The sequence below is a fragment of the Paraburkholderia sp. genome, assembly GCF_028283785.1.
Classification (GTDB): domain Bacteria; phylum Pseudomonadota; class Gammaproteobacteria; order Burkholderiales; family Burkholderiaceae; genus Paraburkholderia.
The window spans coordinates 242,034-263,373 of record NZ_JAPWKB010000017.1 but is presented as its reverse complement, the minus strand read 5'-3'; the positions used below and the strand labels follow the sequence as shown (position 1 = coordinate 263,373).

Annotated in this window: 22 protein-coding genes and 1 pseudogene; 8 read left to right on the top strand and 15 right to left on the bottom strand. The window is 63.3% G+C overall.

The annotated features are described in order from the left end of the window. Positions 1–13: 13 nt before the first annotated feature. Positions 14–1,363: an MFS transporter gene (locus PW947_RS19815; RefSeq protein ID WP_299634056.1), complete on the top strand. Its 1,350-nt coding sequence runs from the start codon at positions 14–16 to the stop codon at positions 1,361–1,363. Between the two features lie 119 nt (positions 1,364–1,482). On the opposite strand, the gene PW947_RS19810 is transcribed toward PW947_RS19815, so the two are convergent. From PW947_RS19810 to PW947_RS19775, 8 genes are all read right to left on the bottom strand, one after another. Next, complete coding sequence (locus PW947_RS19810) at positions 1,483–2,157, bottom strand: TetR family transcriptional regulator (RefSeq protein ID WP_299634055.1); 675 nt, start codon at positions 2,155–2,157, stop codon at positions 1,483–1,485. A gap of 213 nt (positions 2,158–2,370) precedes the next feature. Next, the gene (locus tag PW947_RS19805; RefSeq protein WP_299634054.1) at positions 2,371–3,132 is read right to left on the bottom strand and encodes an anti-sigma factor; all 762 of its coding nucleotides are present in this window, start codon (positions 3,130–3,132) and stop codon (positions 2,371–2,373) included. Then, positions 3,129–3,701: a sigma-70 family RNA polymerase sigma factor gene (locus PW947_RS19800; RefSeq protein ID WP_299634053.1), complete on the bottom strand. Its 573-nt coding sequence runs from the start codon at positions 3,699–3,701 to the stop codon at positions 3,129–3,131. The genes PW947_RS19805 and PW947_RS19800 overlap by 4 nt, the downstream gene beginning before the upstream one ends. A gap of 68 nt (positions 3,702–3,769) precedes the next feature. Beyond that, a complete protein-coding gene (locus PW947_RS19795; protein ID WP_299634081.1) occupies positions 3,770–4,942 on the bottom strand; it encodes an ROK family transcriptional regulator in 1,173 nt (390 codons plus the stop codon). A gap of 120 nt (positions 4,943–5,062) precedes the next feature. Further along, complete coding sequence (locus PW947_RS19790; protein WP_299634052.1) at positions 5,063–5,881, bottom strand: ATP-binding cassette domain-containing protein; 819 nt, start codon at positions 5,879–5,881, stop codon at positions 5,063–5,065. Positions 5,882–5,921: 40 nt separating this feature from the next. Continuing rightward, entirely contained in the window at positions 5,922–6,905 is a 984-nt protein-coding gene (locus tag PW947_RS19785) for an ABC transporter permease (RefSeq protein WP_299634051.1), read from the bottom strand. A 135-nt stretch (positions 6,906–7,040) separates the two neighbouring features. Then, a complete protein-coding gene (locus PW947_RS19780) occupies positions 7,041–8,048 on the bottom strand; it encodes a sugar ABC transporter substrate-binding protein (protein ID WP_299634050.1) in 1,008 nt (335 codons plus the stop codon). Between the two features lie 315 nt (positions 8,049–8,363). Next, positions 8,364–9,494 carry a DSD1 family PLP-dependent enzyme gene (locus tag PW947_RS19775; protein ID WP_299634049.1) on the bottom strand — a complete coding sequence of 377 codons (1,131 nt, stop codon included), beginning with the start codon at positions 9,492–9,494 and terminating at the stop codon, positions 8,364–8,366. Positions 9,495–9,764: 270 nt separating this feature from the next. On the opposite strand from PW947_RS19775, the gene PW947_RS19770 reads away from it, so the two are divergent. Beyond that, the gene (locus tag PW947_RS19770; RefSeq protein WP_299634048.1) at positions 9,765–10,169 is read left to right on the top strand and encodes a RidA family protein; all 405 of its coding nucleotides are present in this window, start codon (positions 9,765–9,767) and stop codon (positions 10,167–10,169) included. 107 nt (positions 10,170–10,276) lie between these two features. Here PW947_RS19770 and PW947_RS19765 read toward each other — a convergent pair whose 3' ends face one another. The 7 genes from PW947_RS19765 to PW947_RS19735 form a co-directional block, all read right to left on the bottom strand. Beyond that, positions 10,277–10,534, bottom strand: a complete 258-nt coding sequence (locus tag PW947_RS19765) for a hypothetical protein (RefSeq protein ID WP_299634047.1) — start codon at positions 10,532–10,534, stop codon at positions 10,277–10,279. Positions 10,535–10,620: 86 nt separating this feature from the next. After that, positions 10,621–10,878, bottom strand: coding sequence for a hypothetical protein (locus tag PW947_RS19760; protein WP_299634046.1), 258 nt, complete (start codon positions 10,876–10,878; stop codon positions 10,621–10,623). 94 nt (positions 10,879–10,972) lie between these two features. Next, positions 10,973–11,233: a hypothetical protein gene (locus tag PW947_RS19755; RefSeq protein ID WP_299634045.1), complete on the bottom strand. Its 261-nt coding sequence runs from the start codon at positions 11,231–11,233 to the stop codon at positions 10,973–10,975. Positions 11,234–11,711: 478 nt separating this feature from the next. Next, a complete protein-coding gene (locus tag PW947_RS19750) occupies positions 11,712–11,987 on the bottom strand; it encodes a hypothetical protein (RefSeq protein ID WP_299634044.1) in 276 nt (91 codons plus the stop codon). 108 nt (positions 11,988–12,095) lie between these two features. Next, positions 12,096–12,353, bottom strand: coding sequence for a hypothetical protein (locus PW947_RS19745; protein WP_299634043.1), 258 nt, complete (start codon positions 12,351–12,353; stop codon positions 12,096–12,098). A 97-nt stretch (positions 12,354–12,450) separates the two neighbouring features. Then, positions 12,451–12,711, bottom strand: a complete 261-nt coding sequence (locus PW947_RS19740) for a hypothetical protein (protein ID WP_299634042.1) — start codon at positions 12,709–12,711, stop codon at positions 12,451–12,453. A gap of 258 nt (positions 12,712–12,969) precedes the next feature. Beyond that, positions 12,970–13,872: a LysR substrate-binding domain-containing protein gene (locus PW947_RS19735; RefSeq protein WP_299634041.1), complete on the bottom strand. Its 903-nt coding sequence runs from the start codon at positions 13,870–13,872 to the stop codon at positions 12,970–12,972. Between the two features lie 184 nt (positions 13,873–14,056). Here PW947_RS19735 and PW947_RS19730 point away from each other — a divergent pair, with 184 nt between their 5' ends. The 6 genes and pseudogenes from PW947_RS19730 (at position 14,057) to PW947_RS19705 (ending at position 21,315) form a co-directional block, all read left to right on the top strand. Further along, complete coding sequence (locus PW947_RS19730; protein WP_299634040.1) at positions 14,057–14,932, top strand: transketolase; 876 nt, start codon at positions 14,057–14,059, stop codon at positions 14,930–14,932. Next, positions 14,929–15,963, top strand: a complete 1,035-nt coding sequence (locus PW947_RS19725; protein WP_299634039.1) for a transketolase C-terminal domain-containing protein — start codon at positions 14,929–14,931, stop codon at positions 15,961–15,963. Before PW947_RS19730 ends, PW947_RS19725 begins: the two co-directional genes overlap by 4 nt. A gap of 9 nt (positions 15,964–15,972) precedes the next feature. Further along, on the top strand, positions 15,973–16,818 hold the full coding sequence (locus tag PW947_RS19720; RefSeq protein ID WP_299634038.1) for an NAD(P)-dependent oxidoreductase: 846 nt from the start codon (positions 15,973–15,975) through the stop codon (positions 16,816–16,818). A 56-nt stretch (positions 16,819–16,874) separates the two neighbouring features. Further along, positions 16,875–18,200: an MFS transporter gene (locus PW947_RS19715; RefSeq protein WP_299634037.1), complete on the top strand. Its 1,326-nt coding sequence runs from the start codon at positions 16,875–16,877 to the stop codon at positions 18,198–18,200. Between the two features lie 116 nt (positions 18,201–18,316). Beyond that, positions 18,317–19,219 carry a LysR substrate-binding domain-containing protein gene (locus tag PW947_RS19710; protein WP_299634036.1) on the top strand — a complete coding sequence of 301 codons (903 nt, stop codon included), beginning with the start codon at positions 18,317–18,319 and terminating at the stop codon, positions 19,217–19,219. A 129-nt stretch (positions 19,220–19,348) separates the two neighbouring features. Beyond that, a pseudogene (locus PW947_RS19705) lies at positions 19,349–21,315 on the top strand (aconitase family protein). The last annotated feature ends 25 nt before the right edge of the window (positions 21,316–21,340 follow it).

Sequence of the window (21,340 nt, the reverse complement as noted above, 5' to 3'; positions counted from 1 at the left end):
GGAGACTCGACCCATGCGCCAACCGGCTCAATCCGACACTGCAGCGCTGGCCGCGCGCAGCGCAGGCACGACTGGCCGCCGTTCCAACGCGCGCTACCGGATTCTCGCGCTGCTTGCCGTCGGCACGATGATCAACTACCTGGACCGCACGGTGCTCGGCATCGCCGCGCCGCAACTGACCAAAGAACTCGGCATCAACGCCGCGTTGATGGGGCTGATGTTCTCGGCGTTTTCGTGGAGTTATGTCGCCGCGCAGATTCCAGGCGGCCTGTTTCTCGACCGCTTCGGCAGCAAGCTCACGTATTTCCTGTCGATGACGTTCTGGTCGTTGTTCACGCTGGCGCAAGGTCTGGTGCACGGCGTCGGCGGGCTGTTCGCGTTCCGGCTGGGACTGGGCGTATCGGAAGCGCCGTGCTTTCCGACCAATAGCCGGGTCGTCGCGACGTGGTTCCCGCAAAGCGAACGCGCGATGGCCACCGGCACGTACACGGTCGGCGAATATATCGGTCTCGCGTTTTTCAGCCCGTTCCTGTTCGCGCTGATGGGCGCGTTCGGCTGGCGCTCGCTGTTCTTCGTGGTGGGCGGCGTGGGGATCGTGTTCGGTCTGATCTGGTGGGCGTTCTATCGTGAGCCGCGCGAGCATCCGGCGGCCAACGCAGCGGAACTCGAATATATCGAAGCGGGCGGCGGGCTCACGCATACCAAGGCGCAGGAAGGCCAGGCGCGGAAGTCGAGCGGTTTCGAATGGCGCACCATCGGCAAGTTGCTGAAGCATCGTCAGTTGACGGGCATCTGCCTCGGCCAGTTCGCCGGCAATTCGACACTGGTGTTCTTTCTGACGTGGTTTCCGACCTACCTCGCCACCGAGCGTCACATGGGCTGGCTGAAGATCGGCTTCTTCGCGATCATGCCGTTTATCGCGGCGTCGGTCGGCGTGATGTTCGGCGGCACGTTCTCCGACTGGCTGCTGCGACGCGGCGTGTCGGCCAACGTCGCGCGCAAGTTGCCGATCATCACGGGTCTGCTGCTCGCCTCGACGATCATTCTGGCGAATTACGTCGAAAGCAACGTCACGGTGATCGTGATTCTTTCGATCGCATTCTTCGCGCAAGGCATGGCGGCGCTGGGCTGGACGCTGGTGTCGGATATCGCGCCGGAAGGTCTGCTCGGCGTGACGGGCGGCATTTTCAACTTCGCGGCCAACGTGGCCGGCATCGTGACGCCGCTGGTCGTGGGCTTTATCGTTGCGGCGACGGGCTCGTTCGTCGGCGCACTGGTGTTTATCGGCGCGATCGCGCTGGTCGGCGCGCTGTCGTACATTTTTATCGTCGGCGATATCAAGCGGATCGAACTGACCGACTAGGCCGACGTCGCACGATGTGCGGCCAATGAAAAACGCGCGCCGGGCAATCGACCGGCGCGCGTTTTTTTATGGCGGCGAATAACGGCGTTTTAACCGCGCTAACCGTGCTAACCGTGCGGTTACGGCCGTACGAAGCGCAGCACCGCATCGACGATCATCGCGCGATGCCGCGCGCGCAGACGCGGATGCGACGGATCGCGGCCGAACGCCGTGCCGAACGTATGACGATTACCGACGCGGTGAAAGCACAGCGAACTGATCAGCAGATGCAGGTCGATCGGGTCGATATCTGTACGGAATGTTTTGTCCGCCGCGCCGCGCGCGAGCAGATCTTCGATGGTGTGGATGACGGTGGCGTTGCGGTTCTTGAAGCTTTTGACCTGCTCGACGTACTTCGCGCCGTGGATGTTTTCGATCGTCACGAGCCGCACGAAATCGCGATGCTTGTCGTGGTAGTCGAACGTAAACTCGACGAGCTTGCGCATGCCGTCCATCGGGTCGAGCGCGCTGATCTGCAGGTCCTGTTCGAGTTCGCGGATGTCGCCGTAAACCTTGTCGAGCACGGCCGAATACAAACCTTCCTTGCTGCCGAAGTAGTAATACAGCATGCGCTTGGTGGTATTCGTGCGCTCGGCGATCGCGTCGACGCGCGCGCCCGTGAGCCCCATCGCAGAAAATTCCTGCGTGGCGACGTCGAGGATGTTGCGCTTCGTCTGTTCCGGATCGTACTTGCGACGCGCTTCGGAGTGACTGCCGGTCGTCTCGGGCACGGCGGTCTGTGTTCCCTTTTTCATTTCTGCTTCTTCTTATGCGGCGGATGTGCGAGCGATTCTAGCATGTAAGAAATAGGCATTTTTCGTCGATGCGCCGCTTTCTTGCCTGCGTCGCCGCGCCGATGACCTACCGCAATTGTTAACTATTTCGTTAGCGGTGGGCATCGGTATGACCGTTCGTCGATCGGTGCTTCGATCGATTGCGACGAACGGCCATTGCGGGTTTTTTCCGCCTTACGACACCGACAGCAAACGACCGCTCAACACGACAGGTCCGCTCGGCGCATTGTGGTTCGGCGAACCGCCCGGCGGTTCGATCGAGACCGCCAGCGCGGCATAACTTTCAGGCTTCTGCGCGCCTGCGGCGAGCTTGATCTCGGCGCCGTCCGGCATCACACCCAGCGACACCGGATGACCGTTGGCAGGCAAACCCCACAGTTCCATCGTCTTGCCGGGCGGCGGGGCGATGTCGGTGAGCTTGCGCAAGGTCATCGTGCCATGGCTTTCGTCCCAGGTGACCAGCATCACCGGTTTCGCGTCCTGACCGTTCAGCACGGCGACATGCAGCGGTGCGGCCGCCGCCTGCTGCGTGACCGGCGCGGGCACGGGCGCGGTTTCGAGATTCGCACGCAGCGCGAACACCACGGCGACAGCGGCGAGCGCGGTGCCCGCGAACGCCCAGCCGCGCCAGAACGCGACGCTTTCGAACCAGCGAGGCGTCGGCGGGACGACACGCGCCGGTGCGCGCGACGGCGCCGCGGGCGCGAAACCCAACTGCCGTTCGATCGCTTCCCACACGCTGGCGGGCGGCATCCGCGGATCGGTCAGCTCGCTCATCGGTTCGAGACGCCGGGTCCATTGTTCGAGCGTGCGTTTGATTACCACGTCGTGCGCGGCATACGTGTCCATCCGCCGGCGTGCGCCGCCGCGCAGCGTGCCGAGTACATATTCGGCGGCGAGCAGATCGACCAGTTCCGGGTAGCGGTGCAGATTCACAGTCCACCCCCGAGGCAGGTTTTCAGTTTCGCCAGGCCACGGCGAATCCAGGATTTGACGGTGCCGAGCGGCACCGTCAGGACTTCGGCGATCTCGCTGTGGCTCTGGTCGCGCAGATACGCGAGCGCGACCGCCTGACGCTGCACCGGTTCGAGCTGCTGCATGCAGCCCGCCAGTTGCCGCGCTTCGTCGCTGGCGAGCGACATCGCCTCCGGGTCCGGGTCGCCGCTCGGCACGAGTTCGTCCAGCCCCTCGCTCCATTCCGTTTCGGTGGTGTTGACTCGCCGTAGATGGTCGAGCGCCCGGTTACGGACGATCGCCGACATCCACGTCATCGGTGCGGCAAGGCTTCGGCGGTAGTCACCCGCGAAGCGCCAGATATTGACGAAGCTTTCTTGCAAGACGTCCTCTGCCCATTCGTGTTTGCTCAATATACGAAGCGCGAGGCCAAACAGTTTCGGTGCGGCGACATCATATAGCTCCCGCAGTGCGGAAGCGTCTTTGCCGGCGATGCGTTCGAGCAGCGCAGCAAGCGTGTCGGGCGTCAGTTCGCTGAGGGTGGCGGTCATAGAGGATAGGCAAATGGGTGCCGGAGTATGTTACTCAATTTCCCCGCCGCGCGGGACAGCGCGGCGCGTCAGTATTCCGACTCCGCCGCCGGTTTCAGAAACAGTTCGTGGACGGGCGCGAAGTGGCCGTACAACGGCAGGATCGCCGCGCCCATCGCCCGGGCGTCCGCGCCGATGGTGCCTTCGAGCAACTGTGGGCGCACCATGCCCTCCCATTCGAAGCGGTCGAGCACGCGTTCGGTGCGCCGGATGATCTCGCGGACCAGTTGCCGGTCGAGTTCGCCGTCGATCACGACCGCCTCCAGATCGAGCAGCGCGGCGGCATTGGTCAGCGCGCTGGCGATGGCCGGGCAGGCTGTGTCGAGCCAGCGTTCGGTGTGACGCCAGAGTTCCGGCGACAGCGCGCGATGGTCGTGCGCGGCGGCGGGCGGCGCACCGGCGTCGCTCAGCACCTGTTCGAGCACGAAGCCGGACGCCGCGTGCAGCAGTTGCCGCGCGGGCCGGCCTTCGCCGCCGGCGTTGCCGCCGAGCGGGATCGAGCCGACCGCGCCCGCGTTGTCGTGCGGACCGCCATGCAGGCGTCCGTCGATAACCATTCCGCCGCCGATAAACGTGCCGACGAACAGATACAGGAAGTTGTGGATCGCGCGCCCCTGACCCATCACGAGTTCGGCGGCGCAGGCGGCGGTGGTGTCTTTCGCGAATTCGACCGGCAAGCCGGTCAACGCGCCGATCCGCGCGCGCAGGTCGATGTCGTGCCACGCTTCGAGCGCTTCGGGCGGCGCGCCGAGAAAGTCGCGCCAGCCGCCGAGCCATAGCGGTGCGGCGACGCCGACGCCGACCACCTGCTTCGCGCGGTCGCCCAACGTTTGATTCAAACGCGCGAGTTTGGCTTCGAGCGCGGAAAACAGCACGCGCGGATCGGGATAACCGTAGTCGAGCACGTCGCGACAGCAGACGTTGCCGACGAAATCCATCGCGAGCACGTCGAGGCTGCGCCGGCCGACCTTGATGCCGATCGTATACGCCCCTTCGGCGCGCAGCGCGATCGGCACCGACGGCTGGCCGATCCGGCCGCGCACGCGTGGCAGCCGTTCGAGCAGCCCGTCGACGATCAGCCGGTCGACGATCATCGAGACCGTCTGCATCGACAGTCGCGTCAGCCGGCCGACGTCCGCTTTCGCGAGCGGGCCGTGCAGGCGGATCGCCTGCAACACGATCCGCTCGTTGAACTGCCGCATGCCGACCTGGTTCGAGCCGACCGTGCGCTTGAGCGGCGACCGGATCCGCGTCGCCGCTGTACTCGCGACGGCATCACCCGGCGAAGGAGGGGAATCGGGAGGCTCGGTGGCTCGCACGCGTCACGCAATCGCCTTCACGTCCGCTTCTTTCGCGCCGGTCATGATCGCGACAGCTTCGGACATGTGGATGTCTTTTGCATTGACGAGCGCCGCGCGACGTCCGAGGCGCTGGATATGAATCCGGTCCGCGACTTCGAATACGTGCGGCATGTTGTGACTGATCAGGATCACCGGCAGGCCGCGCTCGCGCACCTTGCGGATCAGTTCGAGCACCATGTTGCCTTCCTTCACGCCAAGCGCTGCGGTCGGTTCGTCGAGGATCACGACGTGTCGCGCGAACGCCGCGCTGCGTGCCACCGCGACGCCCTGGCGTTGTCCGCCGGACAGGGTTTCGACGGCCTGGCGCATCGAACGGATGCCGATCTGCAAGCCTTTCATGTGGGCGGTCGCTTCGTCGAGCATGCGCCGTTTGTCGATCATCCTGAAGATCGAGCCGCGCCAGCCCGGTTTGACCAGCTCGCGCGCGAGAAACAGGTTTTCGGCGATGCTCATCGCGGGCGCGACCGCGAGTTCCTGATAGACCGTTTCGATACCTTGCGCGCGGGCGTCGAGCGGACTGCGAAAGCGGACCGGCTTGCCGTCGAGCAGAATCTCGCCTTCGTCGGGCACGGTCGCGCCGGACAGCGCCTTGATCAGCGACGACTTGCCCGCGCCGTTGTCGCCGATCACCGCGAGAATTTCGCCGGGCAGTACCTCGAAATCGCAGCCGTCGAGCGCGGTGACGTTGCCGTACCGCTTGACGAGACCGCGAGCCTGCAGAACCGGGGCGCCGGTCGATCCAGGCGGCGGCGCGGAAGCGATGGAAACGGGCGTGGACATGGCGTACTCCTGAAAGGCTCGTTAGACGGACGTGTTGCGTTCAACGGCGATGCGACAGCTTGTCGGCGGCGACGGCGAGAATCACCAGCATCCCGGTGATCAGCACCTGATAGACCGACGACACGCCGATCAGCGTGAGCCCGTTGCGAAACACGCCGACGATCAGCGCGCCGAGCAGCGTGCCGACAATCGATCCGCGTCCGCCGAACAGGCTCGTGCCGCCGAGCACGACCGCGGTGATGCTGTCGAGATTCTCGGTCTGTCCCGCTTGCGGATCGCCGACACCGGTGCGCGATACCGACAGCAGCGCGGCAATCCCGTAGATCGCGCCCGCCAGCGAATAGACCGTCAGCAGGATCTTCTGCGACGACAGACCCATCAGGCGCGCGGCTTCCGCGTTGTTGCCGAGCGCGTACAGATGCCGTCCGGGCACGGTGTCGCGCAGCACGAACCAGGTGGCCAGATACATCAGCAGCGTGAGGACGGTGCCGTAGGTAACTTCCGCCGGACCGATGGTGAAGGTGTTGCCGAAGAACATGATCGCGTCGGGCAGGTTCGACACGCTTTCCGCGTTCGAATAGATTTGCGTCAGCGCGAACGCGATATTCAGCGTGCCCAGCGTGACGATGAACGCAGGCAGCTTGATGCGCGTGATCAGCACGCCGTTGAGCGCGCCGAACAGTGTGCTGCCCGCGATCCCGCAGAAGATCGCAAGCACCGGCGGCACGCCGAGCACCACCGCGAACTTGGTCATGATGATCGAGCCGAACGCCATCACCATGCCGCACGACAGATCGATGCCGCCCGTCAGCACGATCAGCGTCTGACCGATCGCGATCACTGCGACCACCATCGTCTGCTGAAGGATCAGCGACAGGTTCTGGAACGACAGAAAGCGGTTGCTCTGCGAGATGAAGAACGCGCAGGCGAGCACCAGTGCGATCAGCGGGCCGACTTCGGCCAGCGACGGCAGACGGTCGGCGAGATGACGCGAGCCGCCGGCGGGAGCAGAGGGAGTGGACATGACGGATACCTCTCGGGATGCAACAGGCGCGGGCACGTACCGCGCATACGGATCGATGCTTCGGAATGCGTCGGCGTGTTCCGGCCGGACAGTGCGGTGACGTGCGGCGCTTTCGCGCCGCACGCGGGCGTTGCGTTACTTGTTGCCCCAACAGTTGTCGAGACCGAACTTCGAGTCTTTGCTGTCGACGCCGGACATCGCCTTGTCGGTGATCAGCGTGACGCCGGTGTCGTGATAGCCGGACACTTTCTTGCCGGTCTTCGCGTACTCGACGCCGGCCGTCACGCCGAGTTCGGCCATCTTCAGCGGATACTGCTGCGAGGTCGCGGCAATCGCGCCGGACTTGACGTTGCGCACGCCTTCGCAGCCACCGTCGATCGACACGATCATCACGCTCTTGTCCTTGCCCGCCGCCTTCAGCGCGCGGTAGGCGCCCGCTGCGGCCGGTTCGTTGATGGTGTAGACCACGTTGATATCCGGCGACTTCTGCAGGCAGTTTTCCATCGCCGTCTGGCCTTTTGCCTGATCGCCGCGCGTGTCCTGGCTGCACACCACGGACGGATCGCCTTCCTTCACGCCGAAGCCTTGCAGAAACCCGTTGTGACGCAGCACGCCGACCGACACGCCCGGCGCGAGATCGAGTGTGGCGATCTTCGCGGGCTTGTTGCCGAGCGCGGCTTTTGCGTATTGACCGATCAGCACGCCGGCCTTGAAGTTGTCGGTGGCGAAGAGGGCGTCGGTCGCATCTTGCGGATCGGTCGGCGTGTCGAGTGCAATCACCATCACGCCTGCCGCGCGCGCCTTCTTGATGCTCGGCACGATCGCCTTGGTGTCGCTCGGTGTGATCAGGATGGCCTTGGCGCCGGCCGTCATCATGTTTTCGATCGCGGTGACCTGGCTTGCGTTGTCGCCGTCGAACTTGCCCGCGGCGGTCAGTAGCTTCGCACCGTCTTTTTGCGCGGCGGCGTCGGCGCCCTGTTTCATCTTGACGAAAAACGGATTGGTGTCGGTCTTCGTAATCAGCCCGACGACCGGTTGATCGGCCGCCTGCGTACCGTTTGCAAACCACACCGCCGATGCCGCCGCGCATAGCGTGACGAACCGGCGGGCCGCCACGCGCTGGCGGGTTGTCGGATGATTCATGGGGCACTCCTCCTGTCGATGCGGAAATATTGGAAAAATTGAAATCGTGAGTCGAACTCGACATGCGCTGTACGCAAAACACCCGTATGAATCCGGGTTGTCTGCGGGGTCTACTAAATCTGGACGATTGATTTAGTACAGCATTCGAATCGACGGAAATCAACTGTCACAACATGCTGCAATGCGGACGGAAGTCGTAGCCGGTGTTGCGCCGAAGGTCCGGCGGCAGGCGGTCGCGCGCGTGTTGCATCGCAACTTCGCGCGCGTGGAATGCGGGTATCTCCTTACCGCAATAACATCGATCGGGCGGTTAAATCACCAGCCATAGAAGCGCGGCCATGCATCGACGCTGCCGTCTTCGGCAAGCGCCTGATAGACCGGATGTTGCGCGCCGGTCGCGCACGCATGATTGGGCAGGATGCGCAGACGCGTGCCGATCGGAAAGCGGCGGGCGATGTCGAGGTCCGCCTCGCTCGTGCGCGAAATCACGCCGTGCTCCTGATTGGCGCCGCTCATCAGATAGTCGCCCAGCACGTCGCCGTTTTCGGTGCAGACGAGGCCGTAGCCGAAGTCGCGCTTTTGCCGCTGGGTGCCGCGATCGCGGCTCATCGCCATCCATCCGGCGTCCACGATTGCCCAGCCTTTTTCTTCCTGATGACCGATCACCGTGGTCAACACGCTCAGTGCGATCTCGGCGGTGTCATTGACGCCCACGTTGTGCATCACCAGATCGAACATCACGTAGACGCCCGCGCGGACTTCGGTGACGCCGTCGAGATGTGTCGCGGCGAGCGCGGTCGGCGTCGATCCGATGCTCACGACGTCGCACGACACGCCTGCCGCGCGCAGCCGTTGCGCGGCCCTGACGCAGCCCGCGCGTTCCTGTTCGGCGATGCGGACGAGCGCGTCGTGTGTGTCGTAGTCGTAGCTCGATCCGGCATGCGCCATCACGCCGCCGACGCGCATTCCGCTGCGCGCGAGCGCGTTGCCGACGGCGATCAGCCGGTCGTCTTCGGGCGCGATGCCGGAACGGTGACCGTCGACATCGATCTCGATCCAGACCTCGAACGCTTCGTCGTGTTCACGGCCGAACGCGCCGATCGCTTCGGCGCACGCGACGCTGTCGGCGACGATCTTCAGGTCGCACCCTTGCCGCCGCAATGCGAGCGCCTGACCGAGTTTGCCCGGCGCCATGCCGACCGCGTAGACGATGTCGCGAATGCCCGACGCGAAAAACTGCTCCGCTTCCTTCAGCGTGGACACGGTGATGCCCTGCGCGCCCGCGGCAATCTGCGCATCGACGATCTGCGCGCATTTGGTGGTTTTGACATGCGGCCTGAAGCGCACGCCGAGCGCATTCATGCGATGCTGCATCCGCTCGATGTTATGCGTCATGCGAGCGACGTCGATCAACGCTGCCGGGGTGCTCAGGGACTTCAGATTCATCGCGGATTCCTTGCGAGGTGACGGTTCGAACGGCGCTTGAACGCGTACCCGATGCGCGTCCAGTCGATGCCATGACTATAAGCAGCGCGCGCTGTCGTGCGTTTAATGCAGGGTGAATCGTCCGTTAAGGAAAATTGAATGGAGAGCATTCGACGGCGAGGTTCCGCGAGATCGTTAACACGCTCTTAACGATGGATTGAGCCGATATTAAACCCGCCAGACTTATGGTTTTCTATAGTGACGCATACCGAATTGACTGGAGGCGAATTCATGGCTGGCGAAGCACACAATCCAAACCGTCCGGTGTTCCGGAATCCGGACGCGCTCGCGACGCCCGGCGGCCATTACAGTCACGTCGCGATCGCCAATGGCATGGTGTTCGTGTCGGGACAATTGCCGATCGACGCGCAAGGTCGCAAGTTGACGGACGCGTCGTTCGAGGTGCAGGCGGAGCAGGTGCTGGCGAACCTCGAAGCCGCGCTCGCCGCAGCCGGCAGCAGCATCGCGCAACTGGTTCAGGTGCGCGTGTATATCGTCGATGTCGAGCACTGGGCGACCTTCAACCGTCTCTACGCGACGTGGGCAAACGACGCGCGACCGGCGCGCGCCGTCGTGCCGGTGCCGGGTTTGCACTTCGGCCTGAAGATAGAAATAGAGGCGACGGCGGTGGTTTAACCATCCGTCAAACGACAAGCCCGCCTGAACATCAGGCGGGCTTTTTCATGGGCAGGTCAGGCGACCGGCACCCCGATCGGACTGCACGCACGCGCGGGCGCTCGTGCTTACGCTGTCAACTGCGTGCCGCCGAAGTTCTGGATCACGGGCACGGTGACATTCACGTGCGAACCGGCGTCGATGGTATTGACGATGGGTCCGACCTGAATGCCGATGGTCGGGCTGGCAAAACCGCCGCCGCCGAAGACGGTGCCGTAGTTGCCGCCGACACCGGCGAAAGCGTTGCCACCGTGAACAGCGGACATGGCCCTGCTGTCGAGTTCTTCGGTGACCGGCAGATCCTTGATCATCAGGGTCGATTGCATGACGTGCTCCTTGGGTATTCGTTGAGAATGCGTTGAGTGTGCGGCGAGGACGCGTCACCCTCGTCGAGGGTGACGCCGACGTCCGCCTAGATCGTGAATTGCGTGCCGCCGAAATTGGCCACGTTCAACAGATTGAGGTTCGTGTGCGAGCTGGCGTCGATCGTGTTGACCTGCGCGCCGACCTGCGAACCCATCGTGGAGGTGGCGAATCCGCCGCCGCCCATGACCGCTTGCGCATTGCCTCCGACAATCGACATCGCGCTGCCGCCGCGAACGGCGCTCATCGCACGGCTGTCGAGTTCTTCGTTGATCGGCAGGTCTTTGATCATCAGGTTCGAATTCATGATTGGACTCCTCGGACTTACTGTTAGCTACGGAAAAAACCAGGAAAGGTGCGCCGGTCGGATGCGTGGCTGGCGCTTCGAAACGGGACGCGACTCAGACAGCGGTCAGTTGCGTGCCACCGAAGTTGGACGCTTGCAGCAGGTTCAGTCTCAGATGCGAGCTGATATCCGCGGTCGTCACGCTCGGGCCGGTTTGCGTGCCGGTCGTCGAGGTGAGGAAGCCGCCACCGCCGGCTACGGTCTGGAAGTTGCCACCGACGATCGACACGGCGCTGCCGCCACGAACGGCGCTCATTGCACGGCTGCTGAGTTCGGCGGAGACCGGCAGGTCTTTGATGATCAGGCTGGATTTCATGTTGAGACTCCTAACTGGGTTGAGAGAGGTGAGCATGTCGTCGCGCTCAATTGTTCTAATGCACGGGCTGTGCCAGTCGCGTGATTTTCAGGTGAGAAATCGTTGTGAAGGCCGTGCTGCAAGGCGTCCGGAATCAGCGTGAAGTTTTCGTCGCCGGTTCGCGATCGATACGTCGCTGCAAGGTGTTGGATGGAGCAAAACAGCAGCGTGAAGTTTTGTTGGGTTTTTAAGAACAGCCCTTGTTTTAAGGCTTATTATTCGTGCGAATGTTGTTTTATAGACGGGTTTTAACGCATCGCCGAAGAAGCGGAATAGCTGCGTCGAGCGCGATGCGCGAACGAAAAAAAAGCCCGTCGCGGGAGATGCGCGACAGGCTCGAGCGCAGGTCGGGGACCCAACGCCCCGGTCGACCTGTGAAGAACGCAATGCAGAAGCACGCAACGATCCGCCCTCTCGCGAGGGCGGATCGTTGCGTCGATCAAACCGGATTCAGTTGCAGCGGGACCATCTGCGTGCCGCCGAAATTCTGGATCACAGGCACGTTGATATTCAGATGCGGGCTGGCGTCGATCGTATTCACGATCGGTCCGATCTGGATGCCGATGGTGGGGCTGGCAAAGCCGCCGCCGCCGAACACCGCGCCGTAGTTTCCACCTACGCCGGCAAACGCGTTGCCGCCGTGAACAGCGGACATCGTCCTGCTGTCGAGTGTTTCGTTGACCGGCAGATCCTTGATCGTCAGGGTCGAGTCCATGACATGCTCCTTCGTATTGCGTGTGGACGCATTGTTATGCGTTGATCGTATGCTGCGAGAGTCGGGCGTCGCGCGGCCACCCTCGGTGAGGGCGGCGCGCAGGTTCCATCAAAGCGTGAATTGCGTGCCACCGAAATTCTGGATCGTCGCGAGATTCAGGTTGGTATGCGAGCTGGCGTCGAGCGTGTTGACGGTCGGGCCCATTTGCATGCCGGTCGTCGAGGTGGCGAATCCGCCGCCGCCTGTGACGGCCTGGGCATTGCCGCCCACGATCGAGATCGCGGTGCCGCCACGAACAGCGCTCATTGCACGGCTGTCGAGTTCTTCGGTGATGGAGAGGTCTTTGATGGTCAGGTTCGAGTTCATGGTTGACTCCTTGAGGATGCGTCGAAAAGCGTTGGGTTACGTTCGGGGTGCGCTCAGCGTGCGCTGGATCGCGACCGGGCGAGGCCGCGACCGTCGATCACAGTGCGGTGAATTGCAGGCCGCCGAAATTCTGGATCGTCGCGAGTTTCAGATTGGTATGCGAGCTGGCGTCGATCGTGTTGACGGTCGGGCCCGTTTGCGTGCCGGTGGTCGAGGTGGCGAATCCGCCGCCGCCGACCACGGCTTGTGTGTTGCCACCCACGATCGAGAACGCGCTGCCGCCGCGAACGGCGCTCATTGCACGGCTGTCGAGTTCGGCTGCGACGGGGATGTCCTTGATGATCAGGCTGGATTTCATGGTGAGACTCCTAAGGTGTTTGACAGTGGGTGAGCATTTCGTTTCGCTCACATAGCCTATTGCATAGGCTGTGCCATCTGCGTGGCAACGCTTCGGAGAAAGGCCGCTCAGGCCCGCCACATAAGGAGAAGAGACTGGCGCACCAGGTTCCGTCAGACCAGCGCGCAGCGCGGCGGCGACGAATGGGTGTTGGTGTTGTCGAAACAGAAAATGCGCGCGGTGTCGGCGCATTTCCGACACCGCGTACCGCAGCGGAAATCAGGCGGTTTCGGTGCGATGCTCGATGCCGAGTTCGTTCAGCAGCCACGTCTTGAACGTGTCGAATGCCTGATGATGATGAAGCCGCTTCGGGTACACGAGGTAATGGCCGATGTACGGCACTTCGCGCGTACTGCCGATCAACGGACACATCAGCGTGCCCTTGTTCAGTTCGCGCTCGGCAAGCAGCGTCGATTCGAGCACGACGCCCAGACCATCCACCGCCGCCGCAATCGCCATCGAACTGCGGTCGAAGCGCAAGCCGTAGTGATGCGGCGGCGTCAACTGGTTCGCCTCGAACCAGCCTTTCCACTGAAACAGCTGGACGTCGCATTGAATCAGCGTGTGCGCGTACAAATCCTCGGGCCGCCTGATCTGTTCCGCGAGCGCGGGCGCGCACAGCGGCGTGAGCTTTTCGAGCGCGAGCGGAATCTTCTCGTGCGGCGACGGCTTCGGCTCGCCATACACGATGTCGAGATCGAAATCGTCTTCGTCGAAACGCGCGTAATCGGTGCTCGCCGAAAAACGCAGATCGATATTCGGGTGCTCGCGAACGAAGCCCGCGAGACGCGGCAGCAGCCATTGCGTCGCGAAGCTCGGCGCGGTGTGCAGACGCAACGGCGAGGGGTCATCCGTCGTCACGAGCGCGAGACCGCGCCGCATTTCATCCATGCCGCGCTGCACGTGTTCGAGCAGGATCGCGCCTTCGCGCGTGAGCGTCACTTCGCGCGTGCTGCGCTGGAACAGCCGCAGATTCACCGTCTCTTCGAGCTTGCGGATCGAGTGGCTGACCGCGCTCGGCGACAGATCCAGTTCCTGTGCCGCCGCGGCGAACGACGCCGTGCGTCCGGCCGCTTCGAACACTCGCAAGAACGGCAGCGGCAATTTGCGTATCTGTTTCATATGACGTTATTCGTGAATGCTGTTCATCAGTGCGTGCAATCTTTTCTTTTGTCCTGCGCTTTCGGCCGATGATACGCTCAACTTGCGTCGAAACCGGTCATGACTGGTGAATGAGAAGCACCTGTTGAGACCGGGTGACGCGGACACCGCGTACAAGATGTAGATGCCATCAGGATGGAGACAAATGACACTGATCACCGAAAGCCGGCCCGAGGTCGGTCACGTAGAAACCACGCTCGCGCGGCACGCATGGCGGATTCGCCGCTATGCATTGCAGATGGGCGAAGTGCAGGGCCAGGGCTATATCGGCCAGGCGCTGGGTCTGGCCGACGTGCTCGCTGTGGCGTTCTGCCATGCGATGAATTTCCGCCCCGACGATCCCGAATGGGAAGGTCGCGACCGCTTTCTGCTGTCGCACGGCCACTACGCGATTGCGCTGTACGCGGCGCTGATCGAGGCCGGCATCATTCCCGAAGCGGAACTGGAAACCTATGGTTCCGACGACAGCCGCCTGCCGATGTCCGGCATGGCCACGTATACCCCAGGCATGGAAATCTCAGGCGGCTCGCTCGGCCAGGGTCTGAGCATTGCCGTCGGCATGGCGCTCGGCCTGCGGCAGAAACGCAATCCCGCGTGGGTCTTCAATTCGATGTCCGACGGCGAACTCGACGAAGGCGCGACATGGGAAGCCGCGATGTCCGCCGCACATCATCAGTTGAGCAATCTGATTACGCTGGTGGACATCAACCAGCAGCAGGCCGACGGCCACTCGCAACGCATTCTCGGTTTCGAACCGCTGGTGGACAAATGGCGCGCGTTCGGCTGGCACGTGCAGCGCGTCGATGGCAACGATCTCGCCGCAGTGATCGATGCATTCGATACCGCACGCGCCGTCAACGATCCGGTGCCGCGCGTGATCCTGTTCGACACGCTGATGGGCAAGGGCGTACCGTTTCTCGAACAGCGCGAGAAGAATCACTTTATTCGTGTCGAGCAGGATGAATGGCAGCACGCAATTGCCGTCCTCGATGCAAACCATCAGCAGGGAGAACGAGCATGAGCGCGACGGTCGAAGCCAGGGATTCCAAACCAGAAGCACCCGTCGTCGCGAAGCCGCGCCTGACGACCTCGGCGATGATCGCGTCGATCGCGTCGGAAGGGCAGCGCACGAAGGCTGCGCCGTTCGGGCATGCACTCGTCGCGGAAGCGGCGAAGCGGCCGAACATCGTCGGCATGACGGCGGATCTGTCGAAGTACACCGACCTGCACATCTTCGCGAACGCGTATCCGGAACGCCACTTCCAGATGGGCATGGCCGAGCAGCTGTTGATGGGCGCGGCGGGCGGCATGGCCAAAGAAGGTTTCATTCCGTTTGCGACCACGTATGCGGTTTTCGCGACGCGCCGTGCGTACGATTTCATTCATCAGGTGATCGCCGAGGAAAACCTCAACGTGAAGATTTGCGCCGCGTTGCCGGGTCTGACGACCGGTTACGGGCCGAGTCACCAGGCAACCGAAGACATCGCGATGATGCGCGGCATTCCCGGTCTCACGATCGTCGATCCGTGCGACGCACTCGACACCGAACAGGCCGTGTCCGCGATTGCCGCGCATGACGGTCCGGTCTATATGCGACTGCTGCGCGGCAAGGTGCCGCTCGTGCTCGACGACTACGACTATCAGTTCGAACTCGGCAAGGCAAAGCTGCTGCGCGACGGTCGCGACGTGCTGATCATCTCGTCCGGCATCATGACGATGCGCGCGCTCGAAACCGCGCAGGCGATGGCCGACGGCACCGCGGACGTCGCCGTGCTGCATGTGCCGACCATCAAGCCGCTCGATATCGACACCATCGTCGCGCAATGCAGCCGTCCGGGACGCCTTGTCGTCGTCGCGGAAAACCATAGCTGCGTGGGCGGTCTGGGCGAGTCGGTGGCGACCGCGCTGATGCTGGCGCGCGTGAACTGCGCGTTCCGTCAGATCGCGTTGCCGGACCAGTTTCTCGCAGCGGGCGCGTTGCCGACGCTCCACGACCGCTACGGCATTTCGACTGCGTCGATGGTCGACAGCATCAAAACGTGGCTGGCGTAAGGAGACATCATGAACGTGACTTTTGTAGGAGTCGGCGCGATCGGTTTGCCGATGGCGTTGCGGATCCAGCAGGCAGGCCATCCGGTCACCGGCGTCGATGTGGTCGGCCGGGCGCGCGAAAACGCGCAGATGAGCGGCGTGGACGCAGTCGCCGGGTTTGCGGATGCGCCGCATGCGCCGGTCGTCGTGGTGATGGTCGCGACGCCCGAGCATCTGGCGAGCCTCGTCGATCAGGCCACCGCCGCCGTCAGCGATCAGACGTGGGTCATCATGTCGACGGTCGGTCCTTCCAGCGTGCGCGAGCAGGGCGACCGCTTGCGCAAGCTCGGTGCGCGGGTTGTCGATGCGCCGGTGACGGGCGGCGTGGCGCGCGCGAAAACCGGCGAACTCGTGATCTTCGCAGCAGGTGACGCGCATGACATCGAGACCGTATTGCCGGTGTTGAGCGCGATGGGCAAGGTCAACGTGACCGGCGAACAACTCGGCGACGGCCAGAGCATCAAGGTCGTGAACCAGCATCTGTGCTCGGTGCATATCGTCGCGGCGGCGGAAGCGCTGAACCTGGCGCGCGCGCTCGGACTCGATCCGGCCGCCGTGCTGAAGCTCGTCGAAAGCGGCGCGGCGGGTTCGTGGATGCTGTCGGATCGTGGGCCGCGCATGCTCGAAGGCACCGATGTCGGCGTCACCAGCGCGATCAATATCTTCGTCAAGGACAGCGGGCTCGTGGCGTCGGCCGCGGCGTCGTGCGGCGCGGACGTGCCGTTGCTGACGATCGCGAACGCGCGCTACCAGCAGGCCGCCGATGCGGGACTCGGCATGAAGGACGACAGCCGCGTGATCGAAACCTGGCGCTGACCGCAGCGCGGGACACGCGCGCGATCCTCACGATTAAAACGATTCGGAGACAAGACATGAATCAACCCTCTGCGACGCAAGACGCGAAAGACAGCCCGTTCAAGGTGTCGTTTGCATCGATGATCGGCTCGGCGGTCGAGAGCTACGATTTCTTTATCTACGGCACGGCCGCCGCCGCGTTTTTCGGCAAGATCTTCTTCCATACCAACGAGCCGATCATCGGCATTCTGGCGTCGTTCGCGACGCTGGCGGTGGGCTTCCTGATGCGTCCGTTCGGCGGCTATCTGGCGGGTCACTACGGCGACCGTCTGGGTCGCAAGACGGTGCTGTTCTGGTCGTTGCTGGCAATGGGCGGCGCAACCGTGCTGATCGGCGCATTACCGACTTACGAGCAGGCGGGCGTGCTCGCGCCGGTGCTGCTGATCCTGCTGCGGATGGTGCAGGGCATCGGCTTCGGCGCGGAGTGGGGCGGCGCGGTGCTGATGGCGTGCGAGCATGCGCCCGCGAAGCGTCGTGGCTTTTTCGGTGCGGTGCCGCAGGTGGGCATTCCGCTCGGACTGTTGCTCGCGAATGGCGCGTTCCTGCTGTCGTCGTCGTTGTTCGAAGGGAACTGGGTGTGGCGCGCGCCGTTTTTGGTGTCGTTCGTGATGGTGGCAATCGGCATTTTCATCCGGTTGAGCGTGAAGGAATCGCCCGCTTTCGAAACCATCAAGGCCGAAGCGCGGATCGTCAAACGTCCGGCGATGCAGGTGATGCGCAGCGACTGGCGAATGATCGTCAAGATCATCGGACTGCGGATGGCGGAAACCGGCGGCTACTACATCACCACCAGTTTCATGCTGTCGTATGTGATGCTGGCGCACGTGTCGACCAGGGAACATGTGCTGTGGGGCACGATGATCGGCTCGGCGATCGGGCTGGGCAGTCATCTCGTGTACGGCATGTTGAGCGACCGCGTCGGGCGTCGTCCGGTGTTTCTGTTCGGTGCCGTGTTTACCGTGCTGTTCGGCGTGCCGATGTTCCTGCTGATCAATACGGGTGCTGCGATCATGGTCGTGACGGCGGTATCGCTGTCGCTGCTGTTCAGCCACGATCCGATCTTCGCCGTCGAATCGAGCTGGTTCTCCGAGCAGTTTCCGGCCAACGTGCGCTCGTCGGGCATTTCGCTGGGCTATAACGGCGCGTCGGTGGTGGCAGGCTTGCTGCCGTTCATCGCGACCGCGCTGTTCGGGATCGTCGGATGGATCGGGCCGGCGTTGATGGTGTCGGTGCTCGGCCTGATCTCCGCATGGTGCGCGATCTCGATGCGCGAAACGGCGCCCGCCGTGGTCGAACGGCGCGACCCCGCGACGGTCGGTCATCCGCGCGTCAGCACGCGGTAGCCGATACGTCAGGTCCGATCGCCGACTTCACACGTGGTCTCACGCGTTTCGAAAGCCGGCCCCGCAGTGCGCGATAATCCAGCGTCTCTTTCTGGTGACTCGCGCACTGCCGCATCATGGACAAGCTCCTCAAGAAACTCGATCTCACGTCGCTCCGGCTGTTCGTCGCGGTGTGTCAGGAACAGAATATCGCTCGTGCCGCCGAGCGCGAGTTCATCGCGTCGTCGGCGGTGAGCCGTCGCATTGCGGAGATCGAAGCGCTGATCGGCTTGCCGGTGATTCAGCGGCAATCGCGCGGCATCACCGTGACGCCGGTCGGAGAAACGGTGCTGCGTTATGCGCAGGCCATCATCGGCAATCTCGAACAGATGAGCGCGGAGTTGTCGCGCTTTTCTTCGGGCGCGAAAGGACGCGTGCGGGTCGTCGCCAACCTGTCGTCGATCGTGCAGTTCCTGCCTGAAGATGTCGCGGCGTTCAGCCGGGTCTTTCCCGATGTATCGATCGAACTCGAAGAAGAGCACAGCGCCGACGTGTTGCGGATCGTCGGCGAACACGATGCGGATTTCGGTATCTGTAATCCGGTTTCAGGCGTCGAAGCGTTCGGGCAGACGCCGTATCGGACGGACCGCCTCGCCGTGCTGGTGCCGCGCACGCATCGACTCGCGCAGGCGTCGCGCATCGCATTCCGCGATGTGCTCGCGGACAGCTTCGTCGGTCTGCGCGGCGAGAGTGCGCTGACGCAAATGCTGGCGCAACACGCGGCGCAAGCCGGTCACGTGCTCGACGTGAAAATCCGCGTCAGCAGTCTCGATGCGTTGTGCCGGATGGTCCATGCGGGACTGGGTGTCACGGTCGTGCCGGAACAGGTCGGGCAGTTGTATCTGAACACGCTCGATGTCGCGTTGCTGCCGTTGCGCGACGAATGGGCCGTGCGGCAACTGGTTCTGATCTACCGCGCGCGCGACCAGTTGAGTGCGAGTGCTGCGGCGCTGGTGCATTTCCTGGGCAAGACCGGCTAGACCGCGCTTTCAGTCCATACTCCAGGTCCGGCGGACCGCCATCGCGAAACGAGACGCCAGCGTTGCCGAGGCAGCACTTCGGCGCGCCCGGTGCGCGCCTTATAGTGGTGCAAAGGAGACCTGCACCCCATGGAAGACTCGATCCGCCTCGACGGCCGCGTGCTGTATCTGTCGCAAGACCCTGCCATCGTCGCCGCGCAGATGGCCGGCAACGACTTCACGCGCGAGCAGGCGGGCGCGCTCCGTGACAACGTGTCCACGGACGAAATCACGCCGGTCACGGTGATGCTCACTTACGACGAGCGTCTGGGACAGTTTCCGTATGTCGGTTTCAAGGCCGGCGACGCGATGCCGATCGGTCGCGACGCGGTGAGAAACGGCGGCTTCCAGGTGACGGTTGCGGGCAAGCGCTACGGCAAGGGCTCGTCGCGAGAATCGAGTCCGCTGGCGGAGTTGTCGGCGGGTATCCGGCTGATCGTCGCCGAGAGTTTCGAGCGTATTTACCAGCAGAATTGCGACAACATCGGCATCCTGACCACCACCGATTTCAGCGTGCTCGACCGCTTGATCGACGGCGAATTCGTGCCGATCGACGCGTTCCTCGAAGGACGCGATGCGCTGACGCAGCAGATCATTCGCAGCGGCGGCCTGCTCGCGTACAGCAAGTTCGCGGACTGGCCCGCGCCCTCGTTGCGTGCCGCGCCGGATGCAAGCGAAGCGGCGGCCGCACCGAAAACCCTCGTCGAGAAGATTATCGAGCGTCATCTGCATCCCGCGATGGCGAGCGCGACGCGCGGCGACGGCGTGTTTATCGCCGCTGACTGGCGCTTCAGTCACGACTATTTCACCGGCATGTGCGCGCATCTGATGCATCGCGCATTCGGCAAGCCTGCGCCGTTGCATGCGCCCGATCACATCATCGCGTTTCAGGATCATCTGGTACTCGCCGCTCAAAGCATTCCGCATGTTCGCGATGGTCTGTTGCCGGGCGTCGCGAACCTGATGGACGGACATACGACGTTTTCGCGCGACTATCCGGTGCGCGCGCATGGCGCGCTTGCGGATACGCCGGGTAGCGCGCCCGGTTCCGAAGGCATTTGCCACGCGTTGATGGCCGAGCAATACGTGTTGCCCGGACAGGTCGCGACCGGCACCGATTCGCACACGCCGCACTCGGGCGCATTGGGTTGCCTCGCATTCGGTGCGGGCGCAACTGAAATCGCCAATAGCTGGGTGACGGGCTACGTGCGCTGCAAGGTGCCGGAAACCGTGCGAATCGAAATCGACGGCGCGTTGCGTGACGGTGTGACCGCGAAAGACGTGGTGCTGTATCTGCTGCAACTCGACGCGATCCGCTCGGGCGGCGCGATCGGTCTGGTGTTCGAATATGGCGGCGCAGCGGTGCGCGCGATGTCGATCGACGAACGTGCGACGTTGACCAATATGGTCGCGGAACTCGGTGGTTTTACCGGCATCGTCGAGCCGGACGAACAGACCGTGGCGTTTCTGAAAGCGCGACGTGGCGTCGATTTCACGCTCGAAGCGTGGATGACGTCCGACCCTGGCGCGACCTATCGCGACACGATCCGCATCGACGCCACCACTATCGAGCCGATGCTCGCGCGCCCCGGCGATCCCGGCAACGGCGTGCCTGCGCCGCAACTCGATCGCACGACGTGGCGATCGGCATTGCATACGGCGGGTCGTGCACGGCAGGCAAGCGCGAAGACTTCGACTTCTATCACGAGGTCTTGCGCTGGGGCGTCGAACACGGAATGACCGTCCCGCAGGGCACGCGTCTGTATCTGCAATTCGGCACGCTTGCGGTGCGTGAATATTGTGTCGCGCAAGGGTATCTGCCGGTGTTCGAACGCGCCGGCGTCACGCTGATCATGCCGGGTTGCGGGTCGTGCGCGAATTGCGGACCAGGCCAGTCCGACGCCGCCAGCGACGTGACGATCAGCGCGATCAACCGCAATTTTCCAGGTCGTTCGGGACCGGGCGACGTGTGGCTCGCGAGTCCGTATACCGTTGCAGCCAGTGCGCTAGCCGGAAAAATAACCACGTTCGAACAACTCAGGCGCGCGCACGGCTAGAATGCTCGCCGGGCTCGACGTCCGG